At 37.1% G+C, this 15058-nt stretch carries 8 protein-coding genes and 2 pseudogenes; 6 read left to right on the top strand and 4 right to left on the bottom strand.

What is annotated here, in order from left to right:
• Nucleotides 1-60: 60 nt before the first annotated feature.
• A complete protein-coding gene (locus F957_RS08585) occupies nt 61-4164 on the top strand; it encodes an RHS repeat-associated core domain-containing protein (protein ID WP_016541991.1) in 4104 nt (1367 codons plus the stop codon).
• 1493 nt (nt 4165-5657) lie between these two features.
• Here F957_RS08585 and F957_RS08600 read toward each other — a convergent pair.
• Nucleotides 5658-5915 (bottom strand): annotated as a pseudogene (locus F957_RS08600) (integrase); the annotation flags it as partial.
• A 289-nt stretch (nt 5916-6204) separates the two neighbouring features.
• Here F957_RS08600 and F957_RS08605 point away from each other — a divergent pair.
• The 4 genes from F957_RS08605 to F957_RS08620 all read left to right on the top strand — a co-directional run bounded on the left by F957_RS08605 (nt 6205) and on the right by F957_RS08620 (nt 11395).
• Entirely contained in the window at nt 6205-6414 is a 210-nt protein-coding gene (locus F957_RS08605) for a hypothetical protein (RefSeq protein ID WP_016541994.1), read from the top strand.
• Between the two features lie 38 nt (nt 6415-6452).
• A complete protein-coding gene (locus F957_RS08610; protein ID WP_016541995.1) occupies nt 6453-8330 on the top strand; it encodes a potassium transporter Kup in 1878 nt (625 codons plus the stop codon).
• A 539-nt stretch (nt 8331-8869) separates the two neighbouring features.
• Nucleotides 8870-10519: a phosphoethanolamine transferase gene (locus F957_RS08615; protein WP_016541996.1), complete on the top strand. Its 1650-nt coding sequence runs from the start codon at nt 8870-8872 to the stop codon at nt 10517-10519.
• Nucleotides 10520-10774: 255 nt separating this feature from the next.
• A complete protein-coding gene (locus tag F957_RS08620; RefSeq protein WP_016541997.1) occupies nt 10775-11395 on the top strand; it encodes a thiol:disulfide interchange protein DsbA/DsbL in 621 nt (206 codons plus the stop codon).
• Between the two features lie 215 nt (nt 11396-11610).
• On the opposite strand, the gene xseB is transcribed toward F957_RS08620, so the two are convergent.
• The 3 genes from xseB to F957_RS08635 all read right to left on the bottom strand — a co-directional run bounded on the left by xseB (nt 11611) and on the right by F957_RS08635 (nt 14574).
• Nucleotides 11611-11808 (bottom strand): exodeoxyribonuclease VII small subunit, encoded by a 198-nt coding sequence (gene xseB / locus F957_RS08625; RefSeq protein ID WP_016541998.1) that lies wholly within the window; start codon nt 11806-11808, stop codon nt 11611-11613.
• Nucleotides 11801-13060 (bottom strand): exodeoxyribonuclease VII large subunit, encoded by a 1260-nt coding sequence (gene xseA, locus F957_RS08630; RefSeq protein WP_016541999.1) that lies wholly within the window; start codon nt 13058-13060, stop codon nt 11801-11803. Before xseA ends, xseB begins: the two co-directional genes overlap by 8 nt.
• A 155-nt stretch (nt 13061-13215) precedes the next feature.
• Nucleotides 13216-14574 (bottom strand): amino acid permease, encoded by a 1359-nt coding sequence (locus F957_RS08635; protein WP_016542000.1) that lies wholly within the window; start codon nt 14572-14574, stop codon nt 13216-13218.
• 310 nt (nt 14575-14884) lie between these two features.
• Between F957_RS08635 and F957_RS21900 the strand changes: the two are divergent.
• A pseudogene (locus tag F957_RS21900) lies at nt 14885-15058 on the top strand (hypothetical protein); the annotation flags it as partial.

Genomic DNA, 15058 nt, shown 5'->3' with positions numbered 1-15058 from the left:
CATTTACAATGTTGGGTATGAATTATGTGAATTTTGTAATAATTATAAAGGTGCTAAAATATGCAAATTAAAAAGATCATTTCGATATTGCTAATTACTAATATCGTCAGTACCCCTGTATTTGCAATAGGCCCTAAATACGTTGGGACATTACCACCTTTGACTGTCTATGGCACACCAGATTCTATTCTAGATATAAATCAAATAAACTCTATGTCACAAACATTTTATCAAGACATGCGTAATGGAATACATCCTATTTATAATTCAACTCCAACGGCTAGTGTTTTTCGGAAAGGTGGAAACAGTAATTGCCAGACTCCTAACCCTATTAGAATTAACAGTGGTGAAAAACTGCATGAGGAGATTGCATTTACAACACCTTGGGAAATGCCATTAAATTACTCCCAAATCTATTATTCACAGGATAAGAAGATAAATGTTTTGAATGATTTTGGTATAAGCCTTTCTACAACCAGCTTTGGTCAAAAATGGGCTAGTAATTATGATGTTCTTTTAAGAGATGCTGCTATCTATGCTTTCCAAAATAAAGTACAGTTTACTCGGCAACTACCAGATGGTTCTTTTTCTCCTATTACGGAATTAAGAGATCTCGGCCAAGTATCTAATCCTTATGCTTTGCCGAATGGTGATATCGAAACGTATTCTGTAAATATTATAAATCGTAGTCCACGTATGCATTTCGGCTTTTTAAAAAGTAGAAAAAATTTACATGGTATTGGTTGGGAACAATCAACGGATTCTTCTACGGGTATTACTACTATTACCCACACGAATGGCAAAACAATTAAAATAAAGAAAGTTGATAGTAGTACAACTCAAGTGACTGACCCAGCAGGTAAAAACTACACTTATAAATGGGATGGCTCTCGCTTAGTCCAACTTATCTATCCAGATAATTTAGGAAAAAAAACATATCATTATGGTGAAAATGGCGCAAACGAAAATATACTTACAGGTATTTCCATTGATGGAAAACGTTATGCGACTTATCTTTATAACGGAGACAAGGCAATACAAAGTGGCCGTAGTGATGGTACTCAGACTTATAAACTACAATACGGAAATAATTATACGAGTGTGACTAATCCTTTAGGTGCAGTTTCTAAATATATTTATACTAATGATAACAAAGATAAACTAACAAAAATTGAACGCAGTGGAGTAAATAATTGTCCCAATAGCAATGCTGTAACTTATTATGATAATAAGGGATATGTAAGTTCAGAGGTTGATTGGAATGGTGTAGAAACAACTTATCAACGTGATTCTAATGGGTTGCTATTGCAGAAGAAAATACCTTCTAAAAATACGGTAACTAAATACGCATGGCTTAACTCACCTTATTTAATTAGTAAAGTTGAAAACTTAACAAATGACATAGTAACGTCTGATACAACATATACATATTATTCTTCGACTGAAGCCGCGAAAAATCGTATTAAAAGTATAAAAACATGTAGTAAAATAGGTACAACTACTTGTGACAGTATTAGTTATAGTTATGCCATACACAGTAATGGTATGCTCAAAGATGTTGTAATTAATACGAATGGAAAAACATCAATATATACCTATGATGTAACAGGTAATCTTATTCAATATAAAAACTCATTAGATCATATCACGACATATAGTAATTATGATGGTTTGGGGAATGTTGGTAAAGTGACTGACCCCAATGGTTTTGTGACAGAGTATAGCTACGATGCACGTAGTCGAGTCATCAATAAAAAAGAAACGCTTGGCAGTGGTCAGGTTCGAACCACGACTTATCAATATGGTACGTTTGGAGTTACGCAAACTGAAACCAATGGGATGCGTGAGACGATTAACTATAATGATAATGGCACAATTGCCAGCATTACTCATGGTGTGGGAAGTTCAATTATCAGCGGTCAATACTATACATATTCTAAACTTGGAAAATTATTGAGATTAGATTATAAAGAGGGAGCAAATACCCGATTTAGTATGATTAATGAACACAATCAATTGGGCTGGACAACTGCGAATAAAGGTAATAATGGACAAGATATCCGTTATGAATATGATGGGAATGGTAATGTCATCAGACAAATTGATTCTTTAGGAAGAGTTACAACATATAGTTATGATGCAAATAATCATTTAACCCAAGAAAAACGCCCAGATGGTTCGATTATCCAATCGAGCTATGATGCGCAAGGTAATATAATATCTGTTAAAGATGGTAAAGGTAATACTACATCTTATACATATGATGGTTTTGGTAATTTATTGACTTCACAAAGCCCAGATACAGGATTAACAAAATATAGTTATGATGTCGATGGCAACCTGATTCAACTCACTCGCGCTAATAATGTAATAACGACTTATAGTTATGATGCATTAGGTCGACAAACCAAAGCTCAAACAGGAACTCAAACACAAGCATGGGTATATGATAATTGTACCAATGGTAAAGGTCGCCTGTGTGGGACATCGGACGGGATTAGCTCATCGGGATATGGATATACTAAAGATGGGCAAGTGATTGTTCAGGCTAAGATTATTAATGGTATAAATTATCAAACTTCTTGGACATATGATAGTTATGGGCGCTTAAGTAGTGAAAGTCTTGCGAACAATAGTTATAAAATTTCTTATGGCTATGACACTATGAGTCGAGTCAATAATGTCAAAGTACAAATACAAGGCGTGGATCAAGATGTAGTTAAAAATATTGCCTATGAACCTTATGGTGGTATCAAAAATTGGACCTATGGTAATGGACTAACCCGTGCTACTAGTTACGATAAAGATTTTAGACTGATAGGAATCAATACGGATACTATTCAAAAGTTAAGCCATAGTTATAATGGAAACAATTGGATTAGTAGTATTAATAATAATTTAGAAGCCAATCGAACATCTAATTATAGTTATGACTTTTTAGGACAATTAACCAAAGCGGCTTCTGCACAATATACCGAGAGTTGGACTTTTGACAAAAATGGTAACCGTAGTAGTCGTTTGGGAAATACCAACCTCACAACTAACTATCAAACGAATACGGGTAATCGGTTAACAAGTACAACGATGACAGAAGCTAAAAACTTTAGCTATGATGTGCTAGGGAATTTAATCAAGAAAACTGGTTATGGCGGAACGGTAGATTACAGCTATGATGGCTTCAATCGCTTAAAATCTATAAAGACTGGAACTAATAACATAAGCTATGATTATGATGTATTTAATATACGTACCCGTAAGAATAGTGGGGCAGATAACGTAAACTATATTTACGCACCAGATGGCCGATTATTGGGTGAGTCCAATTCATCAAATACGAATATCAGCACAGTTTATATCTGGTTGTATGGTCAGATTATAGGCTTGGTTCGAAGTGATAAGTTGAACTTTGTGCATAATGATCATTTAGGTCGACCAGAAGTATTGACTAATACTGGTAAAGCTGTGGTATGGAAATCTCAAAATACTAGTTATGACAGTACTGTAGTTAAAAGTAGTATTGGCCAATTTAATATCGGTTTCCCAGGACAATACTATGATTCGGAGAGTGGACTTTGGTATAACTGGAATCGGTACTATGATCCAAGTGTGGGGCGTTATACACAAAGTGATCCGATTGGCCTGGCTGGTAGTTTAAATACTTATGCTTATGTAGGGAATAATCCAATCAGTTTTGTAGATGAGCAGGGAAATGTAGGGATTCCTGGGGCAGCTTATGGCGCCATAGCTGGGGGAATAGGAGGATTTATTTCTGGAAGAACTGTAACAGCTACATTTGCAGGTGCTGTGGCAGGGGCAGCAGTTGGCCTAGTTATGCCTGGAACGTCACATGCTGTTGGAGGAGCGATAGGAGCTGGAGCGGCAAGCTTATTAGGTCAGGGGGCTGGAAATGCAATATCAGGTAAGGATTATACTGACATAGGAAATTATGACTTTGCAGCTGCTGCTGGTGCGGCTCTCGGGGGGGCAGCAGGTGGCCCTATAAATCATATGATAGGGCGTTACGGTCCTTATATTCGAGTAAACTTAATTGGAAAACCTTTAGGCACATCAGGAATTAACCGGATACCAGGAATGTTATTGGGGGCAGCTACAGAAGGTATAATTGTTGGTACTGGTGAATACCTAGGGAGCTGTATGCCGTGATCTATTGGATTTTATTTTTACACTTTAGTATTTGCACTATATTGATCTTTATAGGGTGTTACATCTACGGTATAGTTTTAAAGTATTTAGGCAAGAAAGGTTTTTTTTTCAAACATATTATTAGTGCTTTGGTGTATTTAATTTTTGCCATTTATATAGTTCTCCCACTTCTTCTGCCATTTACTTTAATTGAGGATTTACATTTAAAGTTGAAAAATGAAATCTTGATTAATGTATTCCTTTTTTTGGGATACATATTGTGTTTATTTCCTGGAATTTTATTTTTCAAGAATAAATTCTTAAAAGATCTTAAAAAACTAGGGTATTTTGTGAAATAAAAATGAAATAGTATTATTGTTTAAAGAGCTAATCTTATTTATAAGGTGACATGAGGTTAGAGCTATAGTGGTCAAATATAGGGTAGGTGTTTTGTTCCTGGTTTAAATTTCAGAAGCATTCATTTTATGTTGCCTAGCGAAGTAGCGTACTACAGAATTCTGCACAATCGGCCATTAATCCTTTGCGTTTTTTTAGATAAGCTCCACGATGGTGATATTGCTTGAGGTATCTTTGATGGTATCACTGGAGGATGGCAAGGAATATCTGTCGGTTCAGGAGTTGCAAGTGTGGTAGGTTAATCTTCTTGTAATATTTTTAAAAACAATATGTTATGTCTTTTTTTGGATTGTGGTTCCTATGCTGCTGTTGGTGCAATAGGTGGCCCTGTCAATCATGTACTAAGTAGATTTGGTACAAGAGTAAATATGATAGGAAAACCATTAGGAACTCGCGGATACAATCGTAATCCTGGTATGTTTGCTGGTGCAGTATTCGAAGGCTTGGTGGTTGGCTCATCAGAATACGTTGGCGGTGGTTTAAAACCAAACGATATACAAGTAGGATGTGCTCCATGATGTGGTTCTATGCATTTTTGTTCTTTTTGATTTTTTGTATATATTTTATGTTTATAATATATGTATATTCTAAAATTCTTATGGCAGTAAGCAACAAGAAAAGCTTAGTTAGCGATTTAATAGGAATAATTGTTTATATACTTATGATTCCTTTCTTTGCAGCTCCACTGATTATTGGATCAGAAATTAATGGCTATAGGGAATTGATATCAAAAAATAATTATTATTTCATTTTTAATCTAGTTTTTTTTGCTCTTTCACTACTACCTGGGATTTTTATTTTTAACAAGTATTATTTAAAGCAGGCTAAAAGAAGGAATTTCAGATATTAAAAAATTGTGAATTTTGATTGAATTTAGGAAAACCTATGGGAACATCGGGAACTAACTGAGCATCAGGAGTGTTATTGAGAGTTGCTACTGACGGTATAATTGTTGGCACTGGTGAATACCTTGGGGGCTGTCTGTCATGATCTATTGGGTTTTATTTTTACACTTTAGTATTTGCACTATATTGGTCTTTATATAGTAGGTGTTTTTGTTCCAGTTTTAAATTTCTGAAACATTCATTTTATGTTATCTAGTTAAAGAGCATACTACAGAATTTAGCCCAATCAGCCATTAGACCTTTACGTTTTTCTAGATAAGCTCCACGTAGATAAGCAGCTTCTACTTCATCTGGTAATTTATGTGCAAGTACGTGCTCACACACCTCACGAGGGTAATCAGTTCTGTCTGCTGACCAGTCACGGAAAGTAGAACAAAAACCATGTGTAGTAACTACTCGATTCTGTTTTGCATCAATATAGCTTAAGCCATTTTCTTTATGCTTTTCTTCCACATAAAAAATCACATCCATTGGAAAAGACAATCTTCCTTATTCTAGGTGATATTGAACAAGTGTAACTATTAAATAACAAGCATCTACAATGTTGACTTGAACAATATCGAGCCAAAGTAACCCGAACTTAAATTTATTCTTAAAGCTAGATCTCCGAAGGTGTTTTTAGAAGAGCTGGAACATTCTGAGTTTAGGAACCGTAGCCTAAAAATTTACGCAAATTTTACGCGGCCATTTTTTTAAGTTTATTAAAATATACTTTGCAATCATTCTTATGGATAGGTTAATGGGTTTCTTTAATACATCTGATCAAGACAATCATGTTCATAACCTGCTTCTTAATAAAAAAGACATACTGATGGGGGATAGCTTAGATGTGCTGGTCGAAAAATATGTCGGTGCATCGAAAGAAATACAGCAGATTATTGTTCAGATTCTTAAAGAGAGAGGGTATTCTTCACGAGAAATAGAGCATATGCTTAAAGAAAATAAATGACCAAAGTTTTGCCCTATAACAGTTAAAGAAAGCTCATTATGCAAAATACTACAAAAAAAGCAGCATTGCCTGCCACCGCGTTGGCAGCGCTTGGGGTGGTCTTTGGAGATATCGGAACTAGTCCGCTCTATGCATTAAAGGAATCCTTCCATGCGGCTCATGGTTTGGGGATTCAACCTGAAAATGTATTAGGTATTTTGTCGATTATCTTCTGGTGCTTAATGCTGATCATCAGTATTAAATACATCGCGATTGTCATGCGTGCAGACAATAATGGTGAAGGTGGGATCATGGCTTTATTGGCCTTGAACCTGCGTAAAGCGAAATTATCAGAAACAAAAAAAATCTATCTGATTGCAATTGGTTTTATCGGGGCATCTTTGTTCTTTGGAGATGGGATTATCACCCCAGCCATATCCGTTCTTTCTGCAGTTGAAGGCTTATCGATTGCCACCAATGTGCTTGATCCCTTCATTGTGCCCATTGCGATAGTGATTGTGACCACGCTGTTTTTGATGCAGAAACATGGCACAGCCTTTGTTGGTAAGTTTTTTGGACCAATCACCTTAGTCTGGTTTTTGTCACTTGGCATTTTAGGGATTGCCAGTGTGATACAGACACCCGTTGTACTGGGGATGGTGAGTCCACATTGGGCAATACAGTTTATCTTTACTCATCCGGTTCAGTCTTTCTTTATTATGGGGGCCGTGGTGTTAACGGTCACGGGTGGGGAAGCGCTGTATGCCGATATGGGGCACTTTGGGCCACGTCCAATTCGTTTTGGATGGTTCAGTGTCGTGTTACCTTGCTTAGTTTTAAATTATGCAGGCCAAGGTGCATTATTACTGCGAAATCCAACAGCGATTGAAAACCCATTCTATTTATTAGTGCCAAGTTGGGCGTTATACCCGATGATTATCTTGGCGACTATGGCGGCGGTGATTGCTTCACAAGCGGTTATTTCTGGGGTGTTTTCCTTGGCACGCCAAGCAATTCAATTGGGTTATTTACCAAGACTAGGGATTAAACATACCTCTGATTCAGAAGAAGGGCAGATTTATGTGCCTTTTCTAAACTGGCTATTACTGATCGCAATTTTAATTCTGATTTTAATCTTCCAGACCAGTTCAAACCTTGCCAGTGCTTATGGTCTAGCGGTTACATTAACCATGCTATGCGATACGATTTTGGTTGCGGTCTTTATTTACTATGCTTGGAAATGGAGCTTACCGAAGGTATTTCTACTGATTATTCCATTTTTCATTCTAGAGTCAGTTTTGGTTGCCGCTGCATCTTTAAAAATATTCTCAGGCGGTTGGGTACCATTATTAATTGGCGCTGTAGCAATGGTCATACTCATGACTTGGAAGCGAGGTCGAGAGCTCACTTTTGCCAAGCTTGAACATGACACATTGTCACTCGATTTATTTTTAAGAAGTATTGGTGATAGCGTATATCGTGTACCAGGGGATGCGGTATTCCTCACGGGTACGCCGAATGTGGTTCCACATGCCATGTTGCATAATATTAAGCACAATAAAGTGTTACATGAGCGGAATATTCTGGTGACGGTGGTGATAGAAGATGTCCCTTATGTCCCACAAGAAGAACGCATTGATGTTGAAACTTTAGATAATCATTTCTATCGGATTAAAATTTTCTATGGATTTAAAGATGAGCCGAATGTACCACGTGCATTGGCTCAAGCCTATGAGCAGCTAGAGTTTGAATACGATTTGATGCAGATTAGCTTCTTTATCTCACGTGAACGTATCATGCATAGTGTCGGGGATGGCATGGCGCCTTGGCGGGAGCATTTATTTATTTCAATGCAACGTAATACCAGCCCAGTCAGTGATTTTTATCAAATCCCGACTAATCGTGTAGTGGAACTGGGGAGTCAGATTAAAATTTAACAATGCGTTCTAAGCGTTTTTTAGCATTAATTGTTTTAGCAAAATTCAGACAGCCTTTGTGAATACAAGGGCTTTTTTTGTTTACTTATGCTTTCCAATCATTATGAGCGATAAGCTTGGTCTGACTGAATAACATGATATTCAAGATCAAAATGTCCAAGAATGATGCTTTCATTTCAGTTTCATTTAAGCAAACCGTTCTACCCTAAAATTATTGTAAAGCAGTTTAAGCACAGCGACACCTTTTGCCACATCCTCAGATGTGGTTTTTTTATGCCAATTTTTTGCTGTTTTGACTTTGTTTATATAGCTCGGTGCACATTACATCATCAAGCTTAAATTAATCGGCGTATAATTTTTTTATTCCTTCTTATATTTTATTTTATAGTTAATTTTTTAAATTATGACGTGTAAATTACATTTTTGTCATATTTAAAATATAGATTAAATTTGAGATATACTTTTGAAATTAGAGTGATGTAATTTTTATTTCGGGTTTTATTTTTTAAAGGCTGGGGTGTCTTTTTGGAAGTTTGGAAATGCTTTGGTTTAAAAAAATATTTTGTAAGGATGTTTCATTATTAAAGTTTAATTTTATATTGGCCATCTGGTTAGGTCTATTTTTAAACTTTTCGTTCTTTATAAAAATTCAAGATCTTACCCCTTATTCAGGTTTTCAAAGTTTTCTGTTTTTGATGGCTTCTATATTGGTGGTTATCTTTACATATAATTTTATATTTCAGATTTTTAACTGGCGTTGGACAGCAAAACCCATTGCGATTTTTCTGATCTTAATTGGCGGATTTGCATCCTATACCGTAACTTCACTTGGTGTATGGATTACTTCTGATCAAATCCAGAACATGATGCAAACCAACTTTACAGAAGCACGAGACCTTTGGTCTTGGTATCTTTTGGTTTGGGTATTGGGAATGATCATTCTCCCTATTTTTGTTGTTGCTATGGTTAAAATTAGACTTGAAACCAAGCCTTTTATTTTTCAGATTACCAGAAAAATTCTAACTACTGTTGTTTCTTTATCCATCGTCATTATTATGTTGTTTATTTTCTATGTCGATTTTGCCGCTATTTTTCGTGAAAATCGCAGCTTAAAAGGAATGATTTCACCACAAAATATGATTGCCTCTTTTGTTTCATATTACAAAAAGAAAGCACCTAAAAAGAATCTACCGATAATCAGTTATGGTGAAGATGCAAGGCTTTTGCAACGTGAAAATGCATTACCTAAGCTGATGGTACTTGTAGTGGGTGAAACAGCCAGAGCGGAAAACTTTTCTTTAAATGGATATAACAAACTCACCAATCCAGAAATGGCTCAACAAGACATATTGAACTTTTCTAAAGTGAGTTCGTGTGGAACGGCAACGGCTGTTTCTGTTCCATGTATGTTTTCAGGGATGCCCCGTAAATCCTATGACGAACGATTAGCCACTCGTAGAGAGGGCTTACTTGATATTGCACAGCGCGCTGGTTATCAGGTCACTTGGATTGAAAATAATTCTGGTTGTAAGGGCGTTTGTGACCGGGTAGAGACGTTTAAGATTGCAGAACCAATTCAGAAAAAGTGGTGTAAAGGTGGAGAATGTTTTGATGAGATCTTAATTGATAGTCTGAAATCCTATCTACAATCTATTCCGCCAGGGGATACTCAACCTCGTTTGCTTGTATTACATCAATTAGGCAGTCATGGCCCTGCGTATTACAAGCGAGTCCCAGCCGAATTTAAAGTCTTTAGGCCCACATGTGATACCAATGCTATTCAAGGATGTAGTCGTGAAGCTTTGCAAAATACCTATGACAATACCTTGTTATATACCGATTACATCTTGAGTCAGCTAGTTGAAACATTAAAACAGAATACACAGTATGAAACTGGCTTATGGTATTTGTCTGATCATGGGGAGTCCACCGGTGAAAGTGGTATGTATTTACACGGTGCACCTTATATGATCGCACCACAACAGCAAACGCATATTCCGATGATCATGTGGTTCTCTACACGTTGGAAACAGTCCAACCCTGAGCAGATAAAATGTTTGTCGACACAAAAAAATAATGAATTGAGTCAGGATAATTTATTTCCGACCATGTTAAGTTTACTCGACATAAAAACGAAAGTTATTGATACTGAAACGGATATGCTAGCAACTTGTCCATATATAAAATAAGGTTAATTAAACAGGTTGATATGTGTATTTTTGTGATGTGGTATTTATTTTAAGGCTGAGTGTATGGTAAAAATAATAACTTAGCGATATACGTTCCTCCAGTGAAATATTTATATCGTCATCCCATTCACTTTGCGGAGTGTTTGGGATTTTTTAAATGAGTAATCATTAAGTCGGGGTTAATGTCTGATTAAAATATTTATTTTAATGCAAATATTAACTAGATTAGAAGTGACTGTAAGAGCTATAAGTTAAATGAAAAAGTTTATTTTAACCAGTGCGGCTGCAATTGTTGCAGTATTTTCAACACCGAGTATGGCCGCAGATTTTATTGCCGGTAAAGATTATACCGTGGTTCAAAATCCAGTAAAAACCTCAGCACCAGCCAATACAATCGAAGTGCGAGAATTCTTTTGGTATGGATGTTCTTATTGCTTTAAATTAGAACCACATATGCAGTCTTGGTTAAAGACCATTCCTAAAGATGTTTATTTTCTGCGTACGCCAGCTGCAATGAATCCAATGTGGGAACAAGGCGCTCGTGCATATTATGTGAGTGAGGCTTTAGGAGTACGTAAACGTACCCATCTCCCATTATTCCATGTCAACTTTTCAGGTAAGGAAAAGGTTTTACAAAAAGAAGCTTTTGCCAAGTTTTTTACTCAATATGGTGTTTCTGAGGCAAAATTTAATAGTACCTTTGACTCTTTCCCGATTACGGCAAAAATTGCAGAATCAAACCAATTGGCGCAGAAATATCAACTTACGGGTGTCCCAGCAGTTGTGGTAAATGGTAAATATATTGTCCAAGGTGGAGATAATAAAGTTGTTCAAGTCGTTGAATATTTAGTGAATAAAGAGCGTAAGGCTCAGTAATTTCCGTGTACAAATCAATGGCAAACCTATAAAGTTTATACCGTAAATCAAGAGCGTATGAAGGTGTTGTTAGTGTGGTTGCGACAACACTTCTTCGTTCATGAAAGTGTTCAAGATTTAAAATAAAATGCCGAGATCAGTGCAGCATAATTTTATCGCGACATGGTCATCGTTTCTTAGGATTCATTATAGAACTGACTTCTTTACACTAGAAATTAATTCTCTTTAAAGGTCTCATTCAATGCTTGTTGTACAGCATCCACGCGTGATTTACATGCTTTGTAGGCCGTCATTGACTCTTCAACGATCTTCATCAGATTATCTATATCCGGCTCTTCTTGCGTTTCAAGTAGATCGGCATTCCTTTTTAATAGTTCGTAACCTTCCTTAAAGCTTAACTCTTTCTTAGTCATGATGAATTACCTCATTTACATTAGCATGGATATAGCCATCTTGCATTTCAATGGAAATTGTCGAATGCACCTGATGGATTGAGCGAACTGCTTTATTTTCACAACGGACAATGCCATAACCTTTTGCTAAAACATTTTTAGGATTTTGCAATAATGTTTCCCGCATTAAAGATTCAATGTGTGTCGAAGCGGTTTTAAGTTGCTGTTTGGCAAAATATTGCAGCGCTGATTTCGCCACTTGCAAGTGTAGATGGCTGGTACTAATTTGATTTTCAGCCTGCGATTTGATGCGATTAAGCAACTGATCATTGTGGCTTTGATAGGCTGTAATTTGATGTTGAGAAAGCAGTTGAATCCTTTGTAGATGATCCATGACATCTTGCGAGCGTTCTGAAATCACATTACGAATCCCAGCAATCACTTTACTCGGTGTATCGAAGGAGCGATGTGCAATTTCATCTAAAATAGTTCGGTCTTTTTCATGCCCAATTCCCACCCAGATTGGGACTTTACGTTTACACAGCAGGGCAGCCAGATCATAGTCATTTAAATAAGCTAAGTCATTGACGGCGCCACCACCACGAATGATCACGATCAAATCTGGTGGTAAGGTATAGTCTTTTGCCCATTGGCGTAGCCCTGAGCTTAAAGACTCCATAATACTATGCGCGGCTGTATTTCCCTGAAAGGTCGCGGTGTGATAAACAAAATGACAAACATCTGCTTTGTGTAATGCATCCGCATCTTTTTTGAAATCGCCCAATCCTGCTGCATTCTCTGGTGCAATCACCAGCACATGTTCAATATCAAAGGGTGTTGGTAGTTGTTTATTCAGATGTACCAATCCTTCACTGCTTAATCTAGCTAAGATCTGCTGATAACGTTTTGCGATATCGCCTAAGGTAAAGCTTGAGTTGATGTCCTCGATATTGACCGAAAAGCCATATTGCGGATCAAAACGAGCCTTGATTTTAATCAGTACATTTAAATCTTTTGAGAGTTCTATACCACTTTCGCGCTCAAATTTGAGCACCATTTTAGCCGCAGTGAATTTCCAAATCGTGGCTTTACAGCTTGCGATGACTTTATCGGTATCTTGTTCTTTTTCAGCCAGTTCAAGATAGTAATGCCCACCTTTAATATTTAAATTCCGAATCTCAGCTTTGACCCAGACAGGCTCATCAAAAGACAGGCGAATAATTTCCTGTACCGCTGAGAGATAATCACTAAGAGAGAATTGAGGTTCGGACATTGGATAGCGTAATGAAGGGGACAGAGCTATAGTAGCAAATTGAGTAAGCTGATAACAAATCAGGCCTATGATCTCTAAATTTATGATTCGCATAGAGGATAACGCATCTACAGTTTTATGGTTGAGTGCTGTAGATGCGAAAGACTGATTATGCTTTAAAGCGATTTATTCCATTTTAAAACTTTAAATAATCCGAACATAAACATGATCCAGACCGGAATCAGTATCACAGATTCTTTAAAGCCTTGTGTCCACATGATATATAAAATCATGACGATAAATGCGAGAACCAGATAGTTACTAAACGGTGAGAATAACGCTGGAAATTTTACAGTCTTGCCTTCTAATCGAATGGCACGCTTAAATTTCAAATGGGTAAAGCTAATGATCGCCCAGTTTAAGACCAAAGCTGCTACAGCCATATACATCAGATGGCTTAGCGCTTGTTCTGGAACAAAATAATTCAGTAAGACACAACCGAAAATAAGAACAGAAGAAAAAATCACAGCAGGCATTGGTACGCCTTGCTGAGTGACTTTAGCAAAAATCTTAGGCGCATTACCTTGTACCGCCAACCCAAACAACATACGGCTATTGGCATACATGCCGCTGTTATACACCGAGAGTGCTGCGGTCAAAATAATAAAATTAAGTAAATGCGCCGCCCAATCAATGCCTAATTGACTGAAAATCATCACGAAAGGGCTTTTATCCAAACCCCCTAGATCAAGTTGATTCCAAGGAATCAATGACATGATGATCGCCAGTGATGCTACATAAAAAACCAAAATTCTGAAAATCACTTGATTGACGGCTTGAGGAATACTTTTTTCTGGATTTTCTGCTTCAGCAGCGGTCATACCAATCAACTCAATGCCGCCAAAGGCAAACATTAAAAAGGCCAGCATATAAAACAAGCCTGAGAAGCCATGCGGAAAAAAGCCACCGTGTTGCCATAAGTTAGTGAAACTTGCAGTCGAATCTGCTCCAGCGGTCAGTAATAGGTACAAACCGAACAGGATCATTGAAATAACGGCAACAACTTTGATAATGGCCAACCAGAATTCAGATTCGCCATAAAACTTCACATTGCCTAGATTTAAGCAGGTGACGACAATGAAGAAAAACAAAGTCGAGATCCATGCAGGGATATGTGGCCACCAATAATGGATATATTTGGCAATCGCTGTCAGCTCAGTCATTGCCACTAAAATATAAACCACCCAGTAATTCCAACCCGACAAGAAGCCAGCGAAGCTTCCCCAATATTTTTGTGAGAAATAGCTGAACGAACCTGCTACAGGTTCTTCTACAATCATTTCACCCATTTGTCGCATGATCAAAAATGCGATCAAACCGACAATGGCATAGCCCAAAATAATCGAAGGGCCTGCGGACTGAATTGCCTGAGCTGAGCCTAAAAACAGACCTGTACCCACAGCACCACCCATCGCAATCAATTGGATATGACGGTTTTTTAGCCCACGTTTTAATTGGGGAGAGGAATTACTCAAAATATGCTGCGCTGAATAAAAAAGAACTGATTGTAATGGATAGAAAGAAGATCGACTAGTTTGAAAAGAGGATTAAGAGCATAAGGCTTTAAATGAACGGGTGTTTTCAGAGATTCTCACTATGACGATAATATTAAATCATTGCTAGATGGCGGTGGGGACAAAACGCTTTAAAGGAAGTTGAGTATTAAAATATGGGTTTAAATGAGGGAAAAGAATGCACAATCATCAAACAAAATGCTAACAATTTGTTGTTGAAACAGACAGATCTTTTTGTTGTTTTTCGCCAATCAAGAATAAGGCAATAATAATGTTGAATAATATCTTTAACGTCTTAGATAAATTAGGCGTTGGCACTCAAAAACGTGCGATGAGTATGCGGTTTTAAAAATACAGCTCTAAATACTCAAATCATGCTGCAACGCCTAGAGGGTTATCATGGCATTAATGATGGATTATCTGTAGAACTGATCTGTTTATCGAC

The sequence above is a fragment of the Acinetobacter gyllenbergii CIP 110306 = MTCC 11365 genome, from assembly GCF_000413855.1.
Lineage (GTDB): Bacteria > Pseudomonadota > Gammaproteobacteria > Pseudomonadales > Moraxellaceae > Acinetobacter > Acinetobacter gyllenbergii.
The sequence above is the reverse complement of the archived record's forward strand: the minus strand, read 5'-3'. Positions and strand labels throughout refer to the sequence as shown.